At 59.8% G+C, this 20,731-nt stretch carries 29 protein-coding genes; 10 read left to right on the forward strand and 19 right to left on the reverse strand.

Features of this window, described 5'->3' with window-relative positions; genetic code table 11:
* The 6 genes from ACIIOY_RS04075 to ACIIOY_RS04100 all read right to left on the reverse strand — a co-directional run.
* On the reverse strand, positions 1-3,228 hold a 3,228-nt coding region (locus tag ACIIOY_RS04075), incomplete at its 3' end, for a LamG domain-containing protein (protein WP_411033352.1).
* A gap of 66 nt (positions 3,229-3,294) precedes the next feature.
* The gene (locus ACIIOY_RS04080) at positions 3,295-5,391 is read right to left on the reverse strand and encodes a phage tail protein (RefSeq protein ID WP_411033353.1); all 2,097 of its coding nucleotides are present in this window, start codon (positions 5,389-5,391) and stop codon (positions 3,295-3,297) included.
* Positions 5,392-5,802, reverse strand: coding sequence for a DUF6950 family protein (locus tag ACIIOY_RS04085; protein WP_411033354.1), 411 nt, complete (start codon positions 5,800-5,802; stop codon positions 5,392-5,394).
* Positions 5,783-6,349 (reverse strand): hypothetical protein, encoded by a 567-nt coding sequence (locus ACIIOY_RS04090; RefSeq protein ID WP_411033355.1) that lies wholly within the window; start codon positions 6,347-6,349, stop codon positions 5,783-5,785. The genes ACIIOY_RS04085 and ACIIOY_RS04090 overlap by 20 nt, the downstream gene beginning before the upstream one ends.
* Complete coding sequence (locus ACIIOY_RS04095) at positions 6,349-7,071, reverse strand: hypothetical protein (protein WP_411033356.1); 723 nt, start codon at positions 7,069-7,071, stop codon at positions 6,349-6,351. Before ACIIOY_RS04095 ends, ACIIOY_RS04090 begins: the two co-directional genes overlap by 1 nt.
* Positions 7,064-9,325 carry a phage tail length tape measure family protein gene (locus ACIIOY_RS04100; protein ID WP_411033357.1) on the reverse strand — a complete coding sequence of 754 codons (2,262 nt, stop codon included), beginning with the start codon at positions 9,323-9,325 and terminating at the stop codon, positions 7,064-7,066. Before ACIIOY_RS04100 ends, ACIIOY_RS04095 begins: the two co-directional genes overlap by 8 nt.
* Positions 9,326-9,349: 24 nt before the next feature.
* Between ACIIOY_RS04100 and ACIIOY_RS04105 the strand changes: the two genes are divergently transcribed.
* Positions 9,350-9,661 (forward strand): hypothetical protein, encoded by a 312-nt coding sequence (locus tag ACIIOY_RS04105; RefSeq protein WP_411033358.1) that lies wholly within the window; start codon positions 9,350-9,352, stop codon positions 9,659-9,661.
* Between the two features lie 205 nt (positions 9,662-9,866).
* Here ACIIOY_RS04105 and ACIIOY_RS04110 read toward each other — a convergent pair whose 3' ends face one another.
* The 11 genes from ACIIOY_RS04110 to ACIIOY_RS04160 form a co-directional block, all read right to left on the reverse strand.
* The gene (locus ACIIOY_RS04110) at positions 9,867-10,217 is read right to left on the reverse strand and encodes a gene transfer agent family protein (protein WP_411033359.1); all 351 of its coding nucleotides are present in this window, start codon (positions 10,215-10,217) and stop codon (positions 9,867-9,869) included.
* On the reverse strand, positions 10,217-10,513 hold the full coding sequence (locus ACIIOY_RS04115; protein ID WP_411033360.1) for a phage tail tube protein: 297 nt from the start codon (positions 10,511-10,513) through the stop codon (positions 10,217-10,219). The genes ACIIOY_RS04110 and ACIIOY_RS04115 overlap by 1 nt, the downstream gene beginning before the upstream one ends.
* The gene (locus tag ACIIOY_RS04120) at positions 10,465-10,692 is read right to left on the reverse strand and encodes a hypothetical protein (protein WP_411033663.1); all 228 of its coding nucleotides are present in this window, start codon (positions 10,690-10,692) and stop codon (positions 10,465-10,467) included. Before ACIIOY_RS04120 ends, ACIIOY_RS04115 begins: the two co-directional genes overlap by 49 nt.
* Positions 10,689-10,955, reverse strand: a complete 267-nt coding sequence (locus tag ACIIOY_RS04125) for a hypothetical protein (protein WP_411033361.1) — start codon at positions 10,953-10,955, stop codon at positions 10,689-10,691. Before ACIIOY_RS04125 ends, ACIIOY_RS04120 begins: the two co-directional genes overlap by 4 nt.
* Positions 10,955-11,200, reverse strand: a complete 246-nt coding sequence (locus ACIIOY_RS04130) for a hypothetical protein (protein WP_411033654.1) — start codon at positions 11,198-11,200, stop codon at positions 10,955-10,957. Before ACIIOY_RS04130 ends, ACIIOY_RS04125 begins: the two co-directional genes overlap by 1 nt.
* A complete protein-coding gene (locus tag ACIIOY_RS04135; protein ID WP_411033362.1) occupies positions 11,098-11,712 on the reverse strand; it encodes an ATP-binding protein in 615 nt (204 codons plus the stop codon). Before ACIIOY_RS04135 ends, ACIIOY_RS04130 begins: the two co-directional genes overlap by 103 nt.
* A 20-nt stretch (positions 11,713-11,732) precedes the next feature.
* Entirely contained in the window at positions 11,733-11,930 is a 198-nt protein-coding gene (locus ACIIOY_RS04140; protein ID WP_411033363.1) for a hypothetical protein, read from the reverse strand.
* 149 nt (positions 11,931-12,079) lie between these two features.
* Positions 12,080-12,676, reverse strand: a complete 597-nt coding sequence (locus ACIIOY_RS04145) for a hypothetical protein (RefSeq protein WP_411033364.1) — start codon at positions 12,674-12,676, stop codon at positions 12,080-12,082.
* Between the two features lie 2 nt (positions 12,677-12,678).
* Positions 12,679-12,963, reverse strand: coding sequence for a tudor domain-containing protein (locus tag ACIIOY_RS04150; RefSeq protein WP_411033365.1), 285 nt, complete (start codon positions 12,961-12,963; stop codon positions 12,679-12,681).
* On the reverse strand, positions 12,960-13,175 hold the full coding sequence (locus ACIIOY_RS04155) for a DUF7736 domain-containing protein (RefSeq protein ID WP_411033366.1): 216 nt from the start codon (positions 13,173-13,175) through the stop codon (positions 12,960-12,962). Before ACIIOY_RS04155 ends, ACIIOY_RS04150 begins: the two co-directional genes overlap by 4 nt.
* A complete protein-coding gene (locus ACIIOY_RS04160; protein ID WP_411033367.1) occupies positions 13,172-13,468 on the reverse strand; it encodes a hypothetical protein in 297 nt (98 codons plus the stop codon). Before ACIIOY_RS04160 ends, ACIIOY_RS04155 begins: the two co-directional genes overlap by 4 nt.
* Positions 13,469-13,596: 128 nt before the next feature.
* Here ACIIOY_RS04160 and ACIIOY_RS04165 point away from each other — a divergent pair, with 128 nt between their 5' ends.
* Positions 13,597-14,187 carry a helix-turn-helix domain-containing protein gene (locus ACIIOY_RS04165; protein WP_411033368.1) on the forward strand — a complete coding sequence of 197 codons (591 nt, stop codon included), beginning with the start codon at positions 13,597-13,599 and terminating at the stop codon, positions 14,185-14,187.
* 280 nt (positions 14,188-14,467) lie between these two features.
* On the opposite strand, the gene ACIIOY_RS04170 is transcribed toward ACIIOY_RS04165, so the two are convergent.
* Both ACIIOY_RS04170 and ACIIOY_RS04175 read right to left on the reverse strand, forming a co-directional pair.
* Entirely contained in the window at positions 14,468-15,628 is a 1,161-nt protein-coding gene (locus ACIIOY_RS04170; protein WP_411033369.1) for a hypothetical protein, read from the reverse strand.
* A gap of 397 nt (positions 15,629-16,025) precedes the next feature.
* Positions 16,026-16,154, reverse strand: a complete 129-nt coding sequence (locus tag ACIIOY_RS04175; protein WP_411033370.1) for a hypothetical protein — start codon at positions 16,152-16,154, stop codon at positions 16,026-16,028.
* A 9-nt stretch (positions 16,155-16,163) separates the two neighbouring features.
* Between ACIIOY_RS04175 and ACIIOY_RS04180 the strand changes: the two genes are divergently transcribed.
* The 8 genes from ACIIOY_RS04180 to ACIIOY_RS04215 all read left to right on the forward strand — a co-directional run bounded on the left by ACIIOY_RS04180 (position 16,164) and on the right by ACIIOY_RS04215 (position 20,711).
* Complete coding sequence (locus ACIIOY_RS04180; protein ID WP_411033371.1) at positions 16,164-17,030, forward strand: hypothetical protein; 867 nt, start codon at positions 16,164-16,166, stop codon at positions 17,028-17,030.
* Positions 17,023-17,313 carry a hypothetical protein gene (locus ACIIOY_RS04185; protein ID WP_411033372.1) on the forward strand — a complete coding sequence of 97 codons (291 nt, stop codon included), beginning with the start codon at positions 17,023-17,025 and terminating at the stop codon, positions 17,311-17,313. Before ACIIOY_RS04180 ends, ACIIOY_RS04185 begins: the two co-directional genes overlap by 8 nt.
* Complete coding sequence (locus ACIIOY_RS04190) at positions 17,306-17,680, forward strand: hypothetical protein (protein ID WP_411033373.1); 375 nt, start codon at positions 17,306-17,308, stop codon at positions 17,678-17,680. The genes ACIIOY_RS04185 and ACIIOY_RS04190 overlap by 8 nt, the downstream gene beginning before the upstream one ends.
* On the forward strand, positions 17,677-18,027 hold the full coding sequence (locus ACIIOY_RS04195; RefSeq protein WP_411033374.1) for a hypothetical protein: 351 nt from the start codon (positions 17,677-17,679) through the stop codon (positions 18,025-18,027). The genes ACIIOY_RS04190 and ACIIOY_RS04195 overlap by 4 nt, the downstream gene beginning before the upstream one ends.
* 207 nt (positions 18,028-18,234) lie before the next feature.
* A complete protein-coding gene (locus tag ACIIOY_RS04200) occupies positions 18,235-18,492 on the forward strand; it encodes a hypothetical protein (RefSeq protein ID WP_411033375.1) in 258 nt (85 codons plus the stop codon).
* Positions 18,489-18,818, forward strand: coding sequence for a hypothetical protein (locus ACIIOY_RS04205; protein ID WP_411033376.1), 330 nt, complete (start codon positions 18,489-18,491; stop codon positions 18,816-18,818). Before ACIIOY_RS04200 ends, ACIIOY_RS04205 begins: the two co-directional genes overlap by 4 nt.
* 65 nt (positions 18,819-18,883) lie before the next feature.
* Positions 18,884-19,993 carry a tyrosine-type recombinase/integrase gene (locus ACIIOY_RS04210; RefSeq protein WP_411033377.1) on the forward strand — a complete coding sequence of 370 codons (1,110 nt, stop codon included), beginning with the start codon at positions 18,884-18,886 and terminating at the stop codon, positions 19,991-19,993.
* 136 nt (positions 19,994-20,129) lie between these two features.
* Positions 20,130-20,711, forward strand: coding sequence for a DUF1134 domain-containing protein (locus ACIIOY_RS04215; RefSeq protein WP_411033378.1), 582 nt, complete (start codon positions 20,130-20,132; stop codon positions 20,709-20,711).
* The last annotated feature ends 20 nt before the right edge of the window (positions 20,712-20,731 follow it).

Genomic DNA, 20,731 nt, shown 5'->3' on the forward strand with positions numbered 1-20,731 from the left:
GGCCTCCTCCACGGGTTTCAATGCGGTCATTTCGATTTCCACTTCGCAAGGATCTGTTCGCCGGTCTTGGCGAGAAAGAGTGAGCCGACGATGATGCCGGCCCAATCGTTCAGCGGCGACGGAAGAGCCGCAATCGACCAGTCCTGCGGATAGGCGCAGCGCGCGCACCACAGGACGGAGTAAACGCACACCGCGCCGAACCAGAGGCCGAGCGGCGCGATGAAGAACAGCGGGAACCACCAGCCCCGGCCGCCGAGGACGGATGCCTGGGCGGTGATGTATGCTTCGACGGCTTCGGTCTTGATCCGCTCGCGCGCCGTCTCGTTGTCGAGCTTGTGATCGACGGTATCGAGGATGCGGTCCAGCGTGCCTCCCGTCAGCCAGCCGAAGAGCTTGGCAAGAATGCTCATGTTGCCCACCCGAGACGCTTGGCCGCGGCATATATGGGCGATCAACCTCGGCGTAATAGGCCGCGTCCGCGAAGTTAAGCGTATTCGAGAACGTGATCGTATTAGGGCCGGAACCGGAAACGCGTGTCAGCGTGCCGGAAACGTCGCTGGTTGCTACCTCGGGGAATGCCCAAACAATCCAGCCCGCGCCGTCCTTGTTGCGCGTAACGCCGTTGACCTCATAGATTTGACCGGAAAAACTGTAGATGTCGCCCGATACGATCCCCACGGGATAACTTGCCACAACGAAGCCGCGAGATTTGTTGTAGGCCCCACCTCCCGATGGAGCATTCGGACGGCGGGATAGCCAATGGATCGTAGCACCGTCCGCACCCTTCATCCGTAGACGAAGGCCGTAGGTGTTCGCGGCGTTGCCGGGCACCACGAACTGCAGTAGCGCTTTGTCGACAAACCCGACAGAGCCGACCTGCTGCAGCGTCTGATACTCGCTGTTTTGAGCGACAAAGGTTGGCGAGAGTGATTGCAGCGCATCATAGTAGGGTCTCTGTGCCTCGCTGAGCGCATAATGGCCGATTTCGATCTCTTTCCACAGCGCGTGTCTCTGTTGTCGACTGTCGTAGCCGAGGCCATTGCGATGCTGGGCGACGATAGCGATCTGCCAAGGTTCGAGCACCGTATCCCATATGTTGACATCGTCGATCTTGCCGATGAACGACGAACTGGTACCGCTGGCCCCAACCTGCGGATCGGTGCAGTTGTGCGCGCCGGCACCTGTCATCGATGCCACCTGCGCACCGTTGGCGTAGGCCACCAGCAGATCGCGCACCGCGTCATAGGTGACCGCGATATGCATCCACTCGCCCGCGACGGCGCCGATGGCAACGTCGATATCGGCGCTTCCCGAGCCGTGCCGGATCCAGAGGCGTCCGCTTTCCAGCATAATATTCAACCTCCCGGCTGTGCCACCGGAAAGGATGTTGCGACTGGTTCCGAAAGATGCCGGATTGATCCAGGCCGCAAAACTGTAACTTGCCGGCATTGCAGGCGAACCGCCGAAGGTCATACGGTCGCCGTTTGCGCTGCCCTGATAGACCGGCCCGCGCAAAGCGTCCGTGACGATTGCGGCGCCGCCGACCAGCGTGCCGTTGTTGGTGGCGGAAGGCCAGCACCGCGTCGTCCCGCCGTCGAAGGTCCAGCTATAGACCGGCGCGAACAATTGGCGATGCTTGCGCGGCCGGAACACCTTGAGCGATGACACGGGTCGGCCAAGCTCTGAGATGCGCCGCGCAATGGCGTTGCTGTAGTGCAAGGTGTGCCGCACGCCAGGGTGATTGGAATAGTGGTAATCCACATTCCGGGTCACATCCTGACAAAAATATTCACTCGAAATCTCCCAAAAGTGAGCCCCCTCCTCCCAAGCGAGGCGAGACATCGCCGCCTGTTCGATGCCACGGGCTTTCCGGCCTTCAGTGACGATGATGGGATTCATCCCGCCGCTGCGGCTTGCCTTCAGCTTGCGTCGCAAGTTTTCTACGAAGAGCCGCGTGCGACTATCACGCACGTTGGCGTCGTTAGCGAACAGGACGATCAACACATGTTGAGGGTCAAGATCGCGCGCACCAAGACTTCCGTATATCGGAGCCCCGCCGACGAACCGTGACCAACTTTCCAGACTATCGTCTGACGTCAAACTGACGTTCGCAAATTGCCAATCGGTGAGCGCCGAGAGACTGTTCACCCATGCTTTTCCCGGCAGGGTATAATAGACGCCACCAAGGCTGTCCCCATCCAGAAGCACGCGACCGGACTTCGCATTGACGACGTGCTCGACCACGCCGAACGTATTAGTGATGTCGCGTGTACGGGCAACCTCGACCAACGTCGTGTGATCGGCACCGATGGCGACAACGTATGGGCGGATATAGATCGTACCAGGCGGTGCGATCCAATCGAGTCCCACGACCATTGTCTTTTCCCGCCGGCCGACACTGATCGTCAGATCGGAGAACGTGGACGAGGAAGTGCCGAGATGACCGTAATCTTTGTTCAGGTACTGAACGCCGACTGAAACGGTGGATGCCGCCGCATTCGCCGGGTCGACCTCTCTTTGCACCGCATAGGTTACCTCATACAGATGGCCCTGTTCGTTTCGAAACGGCCACCGTGAGGCGACGACCAGAGACTGATTTACGACCCTGACTGCCTCGCCGTAATCGCCGGCAACCAGACGCGCCGGATTGAGCGCGGTCAAAGCCGAAGTCGGCGCTCCGGAGGAGCCGATGTTATTCGTCTCAAAAAACTCAGTAGGCGTAGCACCGGGTCTACCATCAGGCGAGCCGCGGCGGATATTGATGTCATCTACCCCCGCAATGGCAGCGGAAACATCAACCGCATCAATAAGGTCACCCGTCCGCACCCACGCCGACAGGCTTTCGCTCCACTGGTACTCACCGGCATCGTCTACCGTGCCGGAAACGATCGCGCCGGAAGAGTTGACGTAGTAGCCCGTATGCGTTCCGGTCACTGTGTTCGGGATGCGCCCAGGTTGTCCGTCGCGCGCACCCTCCTTGTCCGGATTAGTCGACAGATCTGTCCAACTTGTGCCAACGATCATACCTTCGGCTGCGGCGGAGATCTGCTCCTCCAATCGCGCCACGGCCTCGTCTATAGCGTCATCGATACCTGCAAGCTCTTCCTCAACGATCTCGCCAATGGGCCGGATCACCCCCTTTTTGGGGTTGTACTTCCCCGACGACGGAACGCCATCCGTGACGTAATCCCTCCAAGCCTCACGGAAGGCGTCTGCAATTCTTCCCATGTCAGGTCCTCATGCTAAATCGCTCCAGCGCGCAGCCAGAGGCGACAGTTCAAGTTTTTCGATTGATCAGGTGACCGAGAACGATCCGGTCGCGACTTCGGTAGCCGGGACGCCGGAGGCGTTGATGGCGACCACAAAGCCGTATTTGGTGCCGGCAGTCAGGCCGGTGACAACGCGACCGTCAGCGATGTTCGGCGGCCCGTACTCCGTGGCGACGAGCGTTGCCCCCGTCATGGAGTTTGTCGTGTTGATGTAGATGCGCACGCCCGCATAGTTCGGGCTGTTCGGCGCGGTCCAGCTAAAGCTTGCCTGCCCTGCCCCGCCCGTTGCGCCTGCACCGACCACCACACCGGGCGGCGTAGGATCGGCCGTCACGGTCAAGGTCTGATACGCCGTCCAGTCCGACTTTGTGCCGCCACCCCATGTGCGGAGCCGGACGCGATATTCCTCCCCGTCTACGAGGTAAGGCGTTCTGGCCTCAGTCTCTCCAGATTTGGAGTATGCCGACTGCGGGGAAAACGAACCGTCTGTCGGCTCATATTCCAATTCGTACCTGAGCTGAAAACTCTGCGCGCCCCAAACGCCCTTGATGAACGCAGCTGATGCGCCGCCGGCAACGACTTCCGTTTCCACGCTTGCAATGAAGCCCTCCGGCTCTGGCACGCCGCCGGATTCTACCGGGGTGATGACGTTGCCGGGCGACCCCTCTTCCGTCGCAGCGTTGAAATCGTAGAGCCCTTCCGGCACGACGATGCCGGAAAACGATACCCGCATGTTCCGCAGGTCGAGCGAGACCGTGGACGTGATCTCGATCACCGCATTAACAAGCCCACGGCTCGGATAGTGGACACGGACAAACCGGCGATAGGCGCAGTTCTTCGCATCGCTGTAGTTCGCCGTGATCGTGACCTTGCGGGCGTTGGCACGGATGTAGGTGAGCTTCTGCTTGCGCTGGCAATGATTGTGCGACTGGATCGCAGCGTTGTCGAACGTCCTGGTACGCTCGGTCTCGTCCACCTCGCCGTAGGGATCGCCGTAGATCGCGGCATCCTCCGTCGCATAGTGGTTCGCCGTGTTGACGTACCGGCCGCGCACCGCAAGCACCGTGGAGGACTTGCGCCTGTTCTTGTCGACGCGAATCGCAAAGATATGATCCTGCGTCAGGGTGATGTCAGGTTCAACGAAGTGGCCGGCATGCACGCCGATTTTACCGTCCGCGCGCTCGAAGACGACAAGCTCGCCGGCCTCGTCCAGAATGCGCCCGACTTCAACCGGATCGTTGTTCGTCCGGAACCACATACCGCCGTGATAACGCGGCTCGGTCGCGCCATCCCGGTTCGTAACCAGCTCGTCGCAGACATTCGCGGCGATGATCCAGTCCGGCATGTGCATGCGACCGTAAGCCATCTTGCCGCCCCAGGGGCTGCACAGATGACGCAGGCGCATCAGCGCAAGGTTGGTGCTGAATTCCCAGGTATTGTGGTCGTTGGTGCGGTGCGATCCTGAACCGCCCGGGACCATGGAATCCTTGCGCGGATCGTACAGCAGCGCCCCTTCCACGACAGCGGAATGCTCCGGCATCTGGTTAGGATAGACGTCAAGGAAGTCCTCTTGCGGCGCCGTGACGCAGCGCATCATGACGGAGGCGAGACCATCGCCGCGATGATCGTTCGTCCAAACCTCGGGAAGCCGCTCGACGATGTAGTCATAGGCGGTTTCCGTATCGAGGCCGAGGCGGGTATGGATGAGCACATAGGCGGTGTTGCCGCCCGGCCCACGGAAGTGAGACGGCAGCATTACCGTGCCGTTGGATTCGTCCAGCGTGACCGGCTCGTCGTGCAGGTAGTGCTGCACGTAGCCGTTGATGCGGTGGCCGGCCATTGCCGTAATGTGAAACGCCGTGCCGCTCGCCTCTTCTAAGAAAACGTAGTCGCCGCCCTTCTTCGCCCGGCCTAGCACGATCGGGAGCGGCGGGACGTTCTGCTTGAGATTGTAGCTGCCGTCTTCCGGCTTCGGCACGGCGGGCTTCTGGGCGAACAGCTGCGAGCCAAACGCCAGCCCGCCGATGGCCAGGGCGTAGGTGCCGAGATAAAGAACATTGGCGGCAAGCGTCGTCGTCCCCAAGGTCGAAACCATGAGGGCGATTGTTTCAAGTATGCCCACTTAAGGCCTCCAGACCGCCAACGTTGGCGCGGACAGTCGCGTCCAGCCCGACGGTGTGCGGGTCAACCACCCATTTCCGTCATGCAAGGCGCCGAATTGTCTTGTGATGTTGCGCGCACTGCCCAGCGCGCCGACGTCCCCGATGCGAGGCTCTGACACCCGAGGCAGCCCGATCCTCGCGGCACACTCCGCGATCAGCTCGACCGCGCCCCCGTTGCCGGACAGGATGTCGAGTTGCCCTTGTCCCGGCTCGTAGACGCCCCTGAGATGCGCGGCCGGGTCCGGGTAACCAAGCCAGATCATCCATTCCGCAAGAGCAAGGCAGCAATCGACCTTCCCGCCCGGCGTCCACGGCTCGCGCGCGTTGGCCGCCAGAAAGGCCGGAAGGACGTCACCAACTCGGCCACGCAACGGTCTTGTCCCTCAAGCCAGGCACCCGTTCGCAGAAGCGATCCGGCGGCGCAGACGGGTTCAGGATGGCCGAACGAGCCCGCTGATCCACGTCGGACAACACGCTTCCACTCGTCGTCGTGCGCAGGGTGAAGGAATTCACGATGTCTATCGTCACCGTGGACGTCGATGCCTCGTCCTGCGCCTGGTCCGTCGCGTCGAGATTGTCGATCGTCCCGGTGAACTTGATCTCCGGCTCGCCCACGGGCTGGTCGAAGTCGTCCAGTTCCTGAAGCTTGAGGACAAACTCCGAACCGACGACGCCGACGTCATCGTCATATTCCCAGATTTCGTCTCCAGCAGCGGTGTCGATGCCGATCAGCGACAATGTGAGCGTGAATGCTTCGCCGTTGATGGCCGCCTCTATCGATTGCAAGGCGTCCTCGGTGAACTGCGCCGGTCGGTAGATATTGCCGTCCGCATCGACGAAAGGCCCGCCCGAGCCGTCCCATATGTACCGCGGCCCGTCAGGAAGATAGAGATCGCAGAGGATGCGCAGAGACGCCATCAGATCAGGCCCCTTGCAAGGCGATACCAGTAGTCGGTATCTTCGGTGAAAGAGATCGACGGGGAAGCAAACTTCCCGATCGCGTCGGCCGCTATGTCCATGCCGCGGTCTTCCGACAGACGGCAAAGGCATGTCGGCTCATCGAATTCAAGGTCCGCTCCGGCCGGGATGGTTTCGCGCACCGACGGACTGATGGGGACGGTCCACACATCGCCGTCGATGTCCATGACCGGCCCAGTTTCATAAAGCGCGTGGCGATACGAAAACCGCACGCCCACAAGGTTGTCAGCGGCGTTTATGATCCGCAGCCGTATCTGCGTCGCACCGATCGGCGTCACGCCCTCGGTAACGATGCTGATAGCCCCCTGTTCGTATTCCGAGCCGTCGCTGAATGGCGAGCCGTCATCATGCGGCACTTCCGCCTGCTCTTCGAACCTGCCGGAGACATAAGGGGCAGACAGTCCCGACCGCACCGGTACGGCAATGCGCCCCGACCGGCCGCCGAGCATCTGGCTTATCGCCTGCCATGTCTGCCATTGCGCGCGATCCCGATTCCGCAGCACGACGTTGCCGTACTCGATGGACCAGAACCCGAGGTCTGTGCGGGTCGCCGGGTCAAGGCCGCCGAGAGTCCGCCCCCCGCCGCGCGTGAACGCGACGAGGTTCGCTGAAATCTGCCGAGGGCGCAGAACGCAATGCGGAAACACCGGTATATTAGCCATTGCGCCAGTCGCCCCCCGCCTTCTGGTTCTGGAATTTCGCCATCGTCGGAACGACGTTCTGGTTGGCGGCCGAGACGATACCGGGAGCCGCCTTGGCAACCTGCCCCCGGCTCACGGACTCTACGAACGGCAGAAGATTGCCGTTGCTGTCCACGGACGCGCCGACCGTAACGTGAATGGCTTGCGGTTGCGCGGCCTTGGTGCCTCGCGGCAAGACGACCTCGCCGCGTTGCAGGATCGCCGGAACTTCGCCCGGCTGAAGTCCGGCTATGCCGCCCGTGTGGTAACGCTTCGCACCTGCAAATACCGATGGCGACACTGCGCGTCCGTGGCCGTAGCCATCGCGGCCGGCAACGCCACCCGAATGCAGAATGCCGGGAATGATCGCGCCGCCCAGGAGGCCGCCCTTTCCTCCCCCGCCTATACCACCGAAAAGATTCTGCAATCCAATCTGGATAACGCTGTCCAGCACGCGGTTCAGCGCGTTTCGGAGTGCTTCAGCGGCAGAAACCCCTCGCCGCAGGTCGTTGATGAAGCCCCCTACGACATCGACGCCGATATTGGTAAATTCTCGGGTCTCCTTGTTAAGTTCGCGCTGCTCAACCTTTAGGGCTTTTGCAGACTCTCGCATTTTGTCATACGCCCCGGCGCGTCCTTCGGCATAGCGGATGACATCATCAACAGTTGCGCCATTACCTAGTATGGTAGGGTTGGCGGCTACGGCGCTAGCCGAAAGCACGTCTTTTGCAAGGGTTCCGGCTTTTGCTTGCAGAACAGCAATTGCCCCCTGTGGCCCAAGGAAGTGAGCAAGATGCAGAGCGGCTTCATTCACTGACACACCCGCCTGCCGCAGAATCTCTGCGTTTTGGCGCGCGTACTCCTTGATCAGTTCACGCGAAATATCAGCATCGGTCCGCAGGGCGAGGATCGTCGCATCCGACATGTTCTTCGCGCGATCCGGAAAATGCTGCCGGAACAACGAAAGCCATGTACTTTCGATGAACTGGCCGAGGCCAGTTGCTGATGAATTCGGGTTCTTCGCGTTGGCCCGCCCACCACTTTCAGCCTTTACGATTTGGTCAACGTAGCGGTCAATCGTGCCGTCAAGGCCGTCGAATGTGTTCTTTACTTTCTTGGCTGACTCCCCGAGCCCGTCGAGTTCGATCAATGGCCGACGCTCCGGGGTTGGACCATTGTCCGGTAACACAGTCGAAGCGCCCTGGATCGTCCCGTCAGCGTTCTGGTCGGTACGACCATAGGACCGCCACGTTCTCGGGTCGTTCATTAGCCGCTCAGCAATCGCCCTGTCTTGCTGCTTGCGAGCTTCCTCAGCCTCTTTGGCAACGTTCGCAAAGGCTTCGGCAATTTTGTTTACTGAACCGGCGAAGTTCTGTGCACTAGAGACACCAGTGTTCAGCCATTCAGTAATTAGTGCGTTCGTAAGTTCTTTCGTTTCCTTTGTGCTGTCCTTGCCCCCGTCGATGGCAACTTTCAGCTTGTTGAAAGCAACCTGGATTTTCAGGATACCTTCTTCGCTCGCTCCAGCAGCACGCAATTGATTCACAACATCGGTAATATCTACCGACAGGCCCTTAACTTGCTCTCGGGCCTCAGCGAAAATCTTATCGATGTGCTGGTTGGTGGCTTCGCGAAGCTGCGCGACGTTCTGCGCTCTCTCCGCAGCTTCCGCATACGCCTTGAGTGCGGGAACGGCATCTCCCCACTCTTTGGCGACGGCAGCAATAAGATCGACATGGGCCTTCAATGCCTTATCAGACTTGTTGGCTCCATCATCAACCGAAGTGAAGTATTGGATCGCATACCCTACGAGGCCGATCAGCGCGAAGGAAGCCAGCGAGACCGGGTTAACCATTTGCGCGAAAGCACCGCCCAAGGTCTTTACTGCACCGACCAAACCACCCGAACCTTGGAGGGCCTGCGAAACCTGCGAGCCCTGCTGCACCATGATCGTGAATGGCGACGTGCCGGAGGCCAGCCCCATGGCGATGTCGTTCAACTGGAACGACAGGTTCGACACCGCTGCGCGCTGGGCACCCAGCGACCGCTCCACCTGCTTGCCGCCATTCTGAAAACTCCGCCCGACGTTGTCGTTGGCCTTCTGAAATCGCTTTTCGATGTTGCCCGCAGTGTCAGCACCAGCCTTTGCTATAGCGGCAAGTTGTTTCTGCGCCTGCTTCTGCGTAAACTCGATCGAGACAAGCAGGCGCGCGAGATCTTCTGCGGTGGCTGCCATGGGCGCTCCGAACTGTGGGGAGATATGGATAATGTGCTGAAGGCGCTCGTGGCGCTTGCCTGCGTATGCGTCATCGCAGTTAGCGGGCACTATGGATACATGGCCTATCGGTCATATATCGCTGAAGATGAACCCGTTACGCGCGCCAGAGCCGAGGCGGCCCGGATAGCTACTCAAGCTAAACGAGCGCAACAAGAACGCCTTGCTGCGCGCGCCAGGGAGTTGGAAGACAGAAAGAACGCGAGGCGGGTCGCACGAGATGAAGAAGAACGGAAAAAACAAGAGGCTAGAGACAACGCGGCGGCAATCCTCAAAGACGCCGTCGTGAACTACTAAAACCCCTCAATCCCCAACCCGGCCAGATCATCATCCGCCATCGGGGGCGGTGCGGCGTCTTCAGTCTGATGTGCCTTGCGGAATCCATCCGCGCAGCATGCGAACTCCCACAACGTCATATCATCAACGGCGCGCGGGGTATAACCCATCGCAGCGCCGGCAGCATAATAGGTGGACCATCTCGTGCGGCCGTTTGGCAGCGGGTTCAGCTCTGGCTGGCTTCCCCCGCCTCCGTCTCCCCCGGCGGATCATCCTCGCCCCACATGATGAATCGCCGCAGAACGTCAGCCGCAGTGACTGCAAGGCCGTAAGGACTCGTTAGGGTGAGAGCGCGTTCAAGCGTAGCCGTTGCGTCACGCTCCGACATTCCTGCGCCGATAAGGCCCAATCGTATCGGTTGATAGACGTCGTCGATCTTCCACGCGGTGGAAAGCAGACGTGCTAGCACCACGGCGCAGCCAGCATCGCACGCCTTCTCCAGCGCGCGCAACTCGCCGATGCCGAGGCGGAAGTTATCGCTCCCGCCCGGCCACACAATCTCCTCTGCCCCTCGCATTAGGAGCCGGCCTTCGGGGTGCGGGTCGGAATACCGTCAAATTCGATGGAAATCTCCGCCGTTACCTTGGTACCTCGTTCCGCCTGGTTGTTGATCGAAACGAGGTATGCGGGACCGGACTCGTATTCCGTGTCGCCCACCTCTGCCTTGACGTGATGAACCCGAATGTTCAGGGTCTGGCCCCCATACCACCAATCGAGCATCGTCTCATGGCTTTGACGAGCCCACGAGCCGGAGCCAGAAATCGTCACCTCGGACGACTGAACTGCACGCTCATGCCATCGCGCCAAACCCACTGTGCGGGCTGCTCCCCGGCATGAGCGGCCGCGAGGATGTCGCAGCCGTCATTGTTATCCATATCCTGGCGGAAGGCGGCGTCCCGCGAGCAATGCCCGCAGTACCGGCTTTCGAAGATGCAGCCCTCAGTGCCGTTGGACGGCCTGAAGGGTGTGCCGTTGGCGGGAGGCCAGATCATGATGCCCTCCCCACAGCTAGACGATAGGCTTCCTCGCAGGCGGCGCGGTCTTTCCATCGCGGCAGGAACTCCCGTTCGAGCAACGTCACTCCATCGGTGACGCGTCCCAGTTTGATCATGTTGACTGCACGAACGACGACTTCACGTGCATCGGGCTCATCCTTTTGGAACAGCCTGCGCCGCTGGAACTCGTTGGCGATCTCCTTGTCGGAAAGCGCGTCGAGAACTTCGTCTGTGTCAATGTCGACCCGGATTGTTCCCATCACGCCACCCGCAGAGGCATGAGCACTCCGTCCCAGTTGTCGTTCTCGCCAGTCACCACTGCCGGTGAATTGCTTTCAGACAGCGCCAGCTTGACCTTGCCCGGCGGAAGCGCGGCCAGCATGTCGCGCAGGTAGAGGCTGTTCAGGCCGTATTCGATCGGCTCGCCGCTGTACTCGGCCGCAACCTCGTCAGCCGCTTCGCCCGCCTCAGATCGAGCCGAGAACTGAACTGCGCCGGACGCGATGGATACCGGCTGTACGGGTCGCTGGTCGGGCTGTCGAACCGCACGATTTCCGGGTGAGCCAGTTGCACGACATAAATGCCGGCCTGCGCCAGAGCCGCGACGGCGGAAAGGTATTCGTTCCACTCCGTGTCTGCCTCGACGTAACCCTTGCCGAAGCCCGCATCCTCGATGGAGTTGATACCGAGTCGTGCGCAGGTGGCACGCCATACCAGCGGCTCAAGACCATCGAGGCTGTCGATTATGACTGTGCCGAAGTTGTGCTGCAGGTTGCCGTCGCTGTCCGTATCGAGAAGTTCGCCGAACACGTCGAACACGTCGTTCAGGGACGTGATGACACCGGGGGTGGGCAAGTCCACGTCGGACGGCGGTCGCTCGCCTTCCGTGCCAAGGAAGAGTGGATTGGGGAACTCAGCCGCCACGCTGGTCTTGCCAATGCCGTCCACGCCATAGATTAGCGTGATTGGCGGGTCGTTCCGCTTCGTGGATTTCAGGGATGATAGGGAAATTGCCATTTCGTCTCCTTTTGGTGGTGCTACTGCCGTTCCGGATCAGTCTTCCGATCCAGCCATGCATAAATCTCAGCCCCGACGAACCACACCCCGATCGCTGCGCCGCCAACGGCGAAGGCAATCGGAATGAGCGCGTAGATCAGGCCGATGACGCCGGCGCATACTGCTGCGGTCAGCGCACGTTTCCAGGTGGTGCCGGGCTTGTAGACGGGGCCTGTCATAGACACCCCTGAGCAATCCCAGTCTTTCGGGGCCTCGCTGGGCGGCGGGTCGCCCCAACCGTCTCTATATTTCGGCATAACATCTCCTCGCCCCCGCTGCCTGTCGCCAAGCAGCGGGTTGGTGTGGTGGTAGTGATTGGTGGTTAGGCCTACGCGGCTTCCCGCAGTTCGATGCCAGCTTTGCGCGCCAGCTTGATCAGCTTCTTGAACTTCTTCTTGCGAACCGCGATGGCCGCATCCAGTTCAGAGAAGTCGCTGGTGAACTTGATATGCAGGGTGGTGTCAGGCTCCGTTTCTACCGGTGTCACGGCAGGCTCGTCGGCCCATTCGGCGACAAGATCAAATTTCGATCGCCATTCTGGACGTGGAAGAATTCCTTTGAACGCACTGATGCCGAATCCGGTATAGTGACCCGGATTCCCCTCGACACCGGTTCGATTTTCGCAATTCCAGTAGCCGCCACAATCGATGAGCGGACCAACCTTCGCGCCATTCGCCGCTTTGTAGGCAACGCCTTCACGCAGTTTCAGCTTGTTTGCCGGTGCATCGGCTGCCGGTTGCGCTTCCGCGGCAACGGGCAGCGGCTTAAAGTAGTCCTCACTGTAACCAAGGACGCCGTACCCGTCACCAACGTCCACGAACACATCGTTGCCATCCACGCGCTCGACTACGTATACGTCTACGTAGTTCAGTAGGGACGTTTCCTTAACAGCCCGCACACGGTCCCCGACCTTGAACTTTGCCATCCTCACGCCCTCCCCATTGCACGTATCACATTCAGCGACACGACGTTGTTTCTCTTCGGCGGTTCTTCATCGTGGCCGCCACGCTGTTCTTCTGCGGAAATGTAAGTTTCGAGTTCGACGTCTTCGAACCAGTAGCTTTCGGTGGAGCCGCCGAGACGCACGAGGTACTGTTGTCCCCAGTCCCGCTGCCCAATGACCTGACCGACGATCTCCGGCGTCATCCGGACGCGCACAAGCTCGCCTCGATCGAATTCCTTGAGGCCGATCTCGTTCAGTTCGCCCTTCATGCTGCCACCTCTTCGTAAACGATGGACAGGAAGTCCTCTCGGGAAGCTTCTTTGAGTTCCGCAGTTAGTCCCTCGTCGGCAAACTCGTGCGTCCAGATAGGGCGGCCTAGCTTTCGCTCCGCATACTCATGAACGACAGAGAAATTGCTGGCCGTGATACCCGTGTATGCGCCAATGATGGCAGCTTGCTCTTTCGTCAGGCGCTGTGTCATGCTGCCACCCGCTCGGTAGCATGGCCGTCGATGGTCGGAATGCGCACCACGCTCACCGGCATAAGCCCGCTGGTCGTGGAACATCCGCCGTTATAGGCCGACATTCGCGTTACGCGCCCAGGATGGTTGTCGTTGGCTGGACCTACTCGCTCGGCCGTCACGCCAGCGCGTCGAAGGTTCTGGTAGACGGTCATCGTTTTCAGACCGTATGATCTGGCGATGCGTTCCGCAGATTCGCCGTCTTGTCGGCGAGCGTGCATATCCGCCAGCATGGCGCTGGTGATCTGGGTCATCGTTTCTCCTCTTCGTGGTGAACTTCGGCAAGATGGTAGGTCTTGCCAATGGTAGACGTTTATAGTACGAATTTACAAATTTGTCAAGACATAGGTGCTTTATGCCTCCAAAGAAAAGCCGTTTCGCCATGCTCCTCGCGGAACGCCAGCGCGCCCTTCACATGACGGAACGCGCCGTTGCCGAGAAATACGGATGGGTTCAGCAGACATACAGCGCATGGAAGCGCGGCACCCTGCCCCGCCCCGACGTTCGTGACGCCATCGCCGACTTCCTTGGCCTGACGCGCGAGGAGGTCGATAAGCTTTGCGAGGAGGCCATCGAACGCGCCGCGCCTGGCATTGGCGTATTCGACACCGCGCAGCAGCACGGCAAGGTATCTGACCGCAAGGAAGGCAGGTTCAAGTTCGAGCCGATCCAGCATGGCTATGGCGTATCGTACATCCCGCGAGGCCGCTACTTCGTGCGGATCGAAACGAACGTCATGGAGCCGGTGCTGCTTTACGGCACGCGTGCGTGGGTAGATCCTGCCGTATGGCCGAAGCCCGGCAACGAAGTGATCGTTCACGGCGCGAAAGGCACAGCCTGGATAGGCAGGCTTGAGGCCGTGGAAGGCCAGAAGGTGCGGCTGTCGCGTTACGGTTTGCCCGACGTGGTCGTGGACAGCCATGAAGCGATTCATGTCATCGTGCTTGCCGAGCGGGTCATGGCTGCGGGGTAGCGGCTGGCCTTTATGGACTTGACAAATTTGTAGCACTTTGGTATGTGCTCCTTGCCTCTGTGGTGGAGGAATCGAACCGGCTTGAGTACCGCGGGCGTCACCCGTCTCCTCCTCGCCGTAGTAGGGACCCAAACTGCGAGCCTCACGGGTGGTGCCGGCCGAAAGGTAGCTCGCTGTTTGGGGTTGGTTTGCGGTTGGTGGCCGCGTTGGCTTTTATGTTTGGCGGGGTGGCTATGGCGGTGTGGGTTTCGCAGAGATATTGGCCACCCCGCCATGGCCGCTAGGCCATCACTTTCCGCCACTCGGCGTAAAGATTACGGAGCAACCGCTTTTCGGTGTAGCGCTTCGCTCGTTTTGCGGCGTGTGCGCTGTATGATTCCTTTCCGCTATCGGAGCGCTCGATCCGAACGATCTCGCCGTTGGCGTCCAATTTGGGAACAAATTTTCCGCTACCTTTTTTGGTTTCAACCATCTTAGGGCAGTTGCCGTTCGCCTCGTATCGGGCGCGATTCGCGAAAACCTTCTGGTAATAGGTGTAGCTATCGTTGGCATCGACATCTTCACCGAAGACTGGGCGGAATTTCCCCATGGACAGAATGAGGCTGTTGCCGATGTTCCACATTGTTGAGCGCTTGGACTTGCTGTATCCCTCGTCAATCCAGTCTTTGGCCGTTGCTCCTTTACCAGGATTACCCTGACGGTGTCCGTTGATGACGGCCACCCCAATGCGCTTCCACAGTGCCGAGACCGACTTGAAATCGCCGACCGAGTAGAATTGGCCCGCCTGTATATGGAGTTTATTGCGATGGTAAATGTCTTTGTTGGCGTAACCGCTGGCCTCGCCAATAATGCACGCGAGCGAAAGGTCGCCGAATCCCTTGATCGACTTGGCCCACGCGTAAATCGGTAGACTTTTCACGTCGCGCACGAGCTCTCTTTCGAAGCGCGACTGCTCATTCTCAAGGGGGGCTATTGCCTCCAGGTAGAAGGAGATCTGCCCGCGGTATTCGTGTCCGGGGTCCTTGCTGGCCTCGGCGAAAATTTTGGCAGCGAGTTTCTTGTCACCAGCAAACACGCGCCGGAGGCTGGCCTGCGCCTGAAGGATGAGCTTCGTGCGAGCGCGGATCATGTCCTGCCGCATACGGAAGATTTCGACGATGGCGTTGATTGTCTCGTGGTGGGCTGGGTTCGTCCCCGGATAGGGTGAACCGACGACGGCGTAGCACTCTTGGGGCTCGATGGCGTAATGGCCGTCGTCGGTGTTGGGTTTGCCAGAGCGGGGCGGATAGACATCGGTATTCGTGGCTACAATGGCCGAGCTGCTGGCAATCTTTGCGTCGGACGGTGTCTTCTTGGATTTCGCGCAGTCACTGGTCCGACGCTTGCTCTGCACGGCAGAGCAAATTTCGCTGGGTGTGGTGATTCTTGCTACAGCGTTCATGTTAGTCTCCTCTGGGTTACGTGGTGTGATGACTGCCGGGCGCACGCTGGATGGTTTTCGGCTCGAATCTGGCCCGGCAGCTTCTGGTATGCGGTGGCGGTTTGCCGATGGGTTCCGCGCCTTTTTTGGCCGACGCAATTCTTGAATGGTGCTGACCGGCGGCTGAAGTGTGGGTTGCGCAGTCACGATGGCCGGTCAGCCCGCCTTTCGGCGGATAGGGTTAGCAAGCGCGGCGCAGGGTCGTTGGTTTTCGAACGCGTTTTGGCCGCGCTTGCTAATGGGGGTTGCCTGCCGCGACCGATTTCTGGGTTGCGCGCGGGCCTTGGCAGCAGGCAAAAAGTTCAGGGCGGCGACCGCAGATTGGTTTTTCGTTTCCTTGATGGCCGCCCCGCGCCGGTCAGACCGGCGAAGCTAGCGCCTCGCGCTGGAAGCGCTCCAGTTGCTTCAGCGTCACGCTCTTGTGGATGGGCTCGCCCTCCTTCGCGCTAGCGACGATCTTTTCAAGCCAGCGAGCCTCGCGGACCATCGTCGCGCCTTGCGTTCGGCGTTGCTCGGCGACCTGGCGCAGCTGGTCGGGCGTGGCATTTCCGAGGAAGAATTCTTCGCCATTGAGGCGGTACTTGGCCAGATAAAGGCCGGTCAAGCGACCATACATGATCACATTGACCGCGCCATTGCGCTCATGAAACGCGGTGCGCGAATGATCCTCGATAGTATCCCGAACGACCCGACATTCCCTTCATCGTCTTTCGGGCCAGATGTGACAGCCGAGATCGCCCGTAGGCTCACCGCCGCCCTATCCGAGCAGGAGCGGGCGGTCGAGGTGAAGGCTAGCGAATTAATCGAGCGATCTCATGTGATCGTAGAGGATGTTCTCGACATGGCGCTTTATCTTCGTGATTGCCCCCGCGAGCGCATCGGCAAATATCAGGATGCCGCCAATCGCCTCGCCGCCTTCATGGAAGAGGTTCGTTCCGCCCTTGTCGATGTGCCGGTAGAGCCGGTGGCGTGGCGGTGGAAGTTCGATGAGGACGGAGCTTGGCACTACGGCGATAATCGCCCCGGGCCATTCAGATTTGGCGACCCCGACATTCTCGAGCCGCTTTTCGCCTCCCCACCCCTCTCCCGAGAAGGAGAGGACAGCGCGGATGTGATCCCGGCTGGCTTGGTCGAGCGGTGCGCGGAAATCCTTGAATGGAAGAAGACCGGCCGACTTCCGGGCGATGCGCTCCGCGAACTTGGGCAGTCCATTGCGAATCGCCTTGGTAGCGACCTCTTCATTGATAACGGACTCAATCAGGCCGAACTCGCGACCATAGATGAGGCACTAAATCTTATCGTCTCCCTCGCCGCCACGCGCAGCGGTTCCGCCACTACGACGAAGGGAGGCAACAATGGCTGATGACGGATCAAACCAGATCGAGGCAGTCCTTGCACGCATCGAGCGGAGCAAAGGCACTGACCGCGATTTGGATTGGGATATTGCGGAGGCCCTTGGTGCGAGCATTCGCCGAGTTAGCCGGCTTGGCCTCAACGGTCGCAGCGCTGGCAGTTACCGCGCATTCTGGCCGGATAGCGATCCCTTCGGACATGGCTCTGCAATTCCCTACTACACCAAGGATAGAGAGAAGGCGAAAGCCAAACTGCGCGCCGCCATGAAATCAAAGGGAGGCGACCATGGCTGACGATCTCGTGGAGCGGTACAGCATGTCGGTGCCTGGCCCATTCGACCGCGAGCCTCCAGGGCTAGAGCCTGACCCGGATGGGGACTGGGTGCTGTATTCCGACTACTCCGCCCTCCGCGCTCAGTTGGCCGAGGCGCGCGCCGATCTAAAGCGTGCCAACGAGATGATCAATGCTGTGGTTGACGACTATCGGGAGGCGCGGAAGAAACACTTCGAAGAGGCGGCGCAGATCGCGGAGAAACGCTACGAGGTGTGGAACGCGGGCGACGGCTTCACCGACGGAGAAGGCCTGCCAGCGGTTTCTTGCGATGTGTCCGCCTGCGAAAATATCGCCGCCGCCATCCGCCAGAGAGGAGACGGGGAATGAAGCTGACCGAACGGCGAATGAGGGTGCTCCTAAAAATCCAGGAGTCTCCGTGGCGGCTATTTGAAAATGACCGAGACGCTGCGCTCCTTGCTGGAGCCGGCCTGATCGTCGCCACTGAGCGATGGAGTAACGGCACTGTGCTGTTTTGCATCACCACATCGGGACGCAAATTGCTGAGAAAGGCGATTCTGAAGAGGTTGGAAGACGGAAGAGACCATCTCCTGAACAGAGCAGAATGCATATCCGCGCGTGGGCTGAAGAAAGCTGGTCTGGTGGAGTATCTAGGCCTCAACCACTACCGCATCACCCCCGCCGGCCGTGACGCACTGGATAAGGAGCGGGGATGAGCCCAAAAGCGAGCATGCTTATAGGGGCCTCTGCCGGCGCCTTCAGTCTCGTCCTATCCTTCATCGGTGATCCGACAAGTGGGACTATCGTATTCGTCTTCGCGTCAGGGGCACTCTTCGGAAAAGGTTACGGTATATGGAAAGATCACTCCGATGTGTGAGTGCATAAGCTACAATCGGCCTCAGCCCTATCAGACCATGCCAGAGGTGGAACTGACCGCGCCGGAATGGGCAGGCGCGACGAAGCCCGTCTGCGTCGATGCGTGCATGGTGCCCGTCATTGAGGCGCTGTGGGCGGCGAGGATATGGACGCTCAACTGCTGCTGCGGGCACAACGGTGAATTCGACCGGGCCGTCATCGTAGATCGGGCCGACCGTAAGCGCGCCGAGGAGGTGATTGACCGCCTTGGCGATGGCGCGAACGTAGGCGCATGGGAGTTGGTTTGGTCGAAGGAGCGGGGATGACCAGAAGAGCGGATAATGACAACGAGCCGTTCAAGGCGCTGGACGGATTGCCCCTATTCGCCACGGACCAGCAGCTGGCCATTGCCCTCGTCGGCAAGGCGCGAGCGGCCCTCTGGCTGAAAAGAACCTTGCCGATCCTGGAGGGTCGAGGATTCCCGAGAATTGACGCCCTTCATGAGGGGCGCCCGATTCCCCTCGTGAAGCGCTACTACGACAACTATCTCGGCGCAAATGCGAGCTATGTCTCCACTGGCGCTAGAACACCGGAGAACCCTGAAGGATGGAACGAAAGCCCCCGCACCCGCAGATTGAAGCGCCGGGTTTAGTCTGGCAGTTTCGAAAAGTGTCGTGGACACCGGCATGGCGTCCACGACCAAAGTACAAGCACCTCATGAAAAGGGAGAATCTTCGACACCTTCTCGACCGCCCGGAAGAGTTGGTGAATAGGTGTCACTACCTTGAGGGGCAATTAGAGGCATTGATTCAAGAGCAATCCGGATCTGAGATCGCCACTTTTGATGGAACGTTGGGCAGCCTGTTGAAGAAGTATCAGACAGATCCTGACAGCCCATACTTCTCGCTTCGCCCTAAATCTCGGAAGCCTTACGACAGTTATATCAGGAAGCTGATAAGGCATGTCGGAGGCCAGCGCCTCAATGAAATTACCGGCATAGACTTAAAAAAATGGCACAATACGTGGTCTGCGAACGGGCAGAAACTTGCAGCATCTAAAATGTCTCGCGCTGTAATTGACGCCGCAGTTTCATATGGAATTATGACCAGGTTGCCTGAATGCCTAGAATTGAGGGAGGTATTGAAGGCTGCAAGTCGCAGGCTCCCTCTACCGAAGCGTCGTGAGGTCGTCATCACCGCAGAGCAGGTTGTGGCTTTGCGAGCGGCAGCGCATGCCGCCGGCAGGCCTTCAAGCGCGCTGGCCTACGCTCTTGTCTACGAAACGACACTCCGCCTGTGGGACGTTATCGGACAATGGGTGCCTATCGACTCCCCCGGCATCAGCGATGTGCAGAACGCGCGAACTGGTAACAAGTGGTTTGGCCTCCGGTGGGAGGACATCGACGGGAATCTCGTTCTTCGGTACGTGCCGTCGAAGACCTCTATGAAGACGGGCCTTTCCGTTACCTACCCGCTCACGCAAGCGCCTATGGTCATGGAAGAGCTCGCGAACTGGCCAGAGGAGAGGCGCACCGGCCCCGTTGTCGTCTACGAAATGAACGGCCGACCGTATCTGTCCGAGGTGTTCTCAAGCATGTGGTGTCGTGACCGCAAAGCTGCAGGCATGCCCGATCACATCTGGGCGCGTGACCTTCGGGCGAGTGGAATATCGGAAGCCCGCGCTGCTGGTGTGGCGACCGACGACGCCGCCAAGGTTGCCGGACACGCCAGCACGAAGACAACTTCTGCTGTATATGACCGGGCAGCCCTTGAGGCCGCGGAACGGTTCGCAGAGGCACGAACAAGCAAGCGTAATAAAGCCGAATAACGCTACCAGTAACGCCCAGTAACGCTACCATTGTTTTTATTCACCTTTTTGCCACAAATACTTAACCGATTGTTAAGATCATCGGATCAAATTGCTGCATGGAACGGAGCCGATACATAGGGAAGGCAAACGGGACATGGGTGTTTCAAATCTGGCCACGACGGCGTTCAGGATCGCAGCAGCAGCATTTGTGGCGCTCCTCATGGCACTGCCAGCCAAGGCGCAGCAGCCCGGCAACCAGTACAGCATGCAGGAGATCATCGACGCCGGGCACGGCTTCTTCGGTTCGGCCTCTGGCGGCCTTGCCAAGGTGGTCGAACGCGCTTTCGAATCCCACGGCCTGCCGAACGGCTACATCCTCGGCCAGGAAGGCTCGGGCGCCTTCGTCGCGGGCCTGACCTATGGCGAGGGCACGCTCAACACCAAGAATGCCGGCCAGCACGCGGTGTTCTGGCAGGGCCCCTCGCTCGGCCTCGACTGGGGCGGCCAGGGCAGCCGCACCATGATGCTCGTCTACAATCTGCCCGACGTGAATTCGCTCTACGACCGCTTCGGCGGCGTCGCCGGCTCGGCCTATGTGATCGCCGGCCTCGGCATGCAGGTGAATGTCAACCGGGACATCGTGCTGGTGCCGATCCGCACCGGCGTCGGGGCCCGCATCGGCGTCAACGCCGGCTACCTGAAGCTGACGCGCGAACCGACCTGGAACCCCTTCTGAGCGAATGAACCGGGCGCCTC

It is taken from the genome of Shinella agrisoli (genome assembly GCF_046557955.1).
Lineage (GTDB): Bacteria > Pseudomonadota > Alphaproteobacteria > Rhizobiales > Rhizobiaceae > Shinella.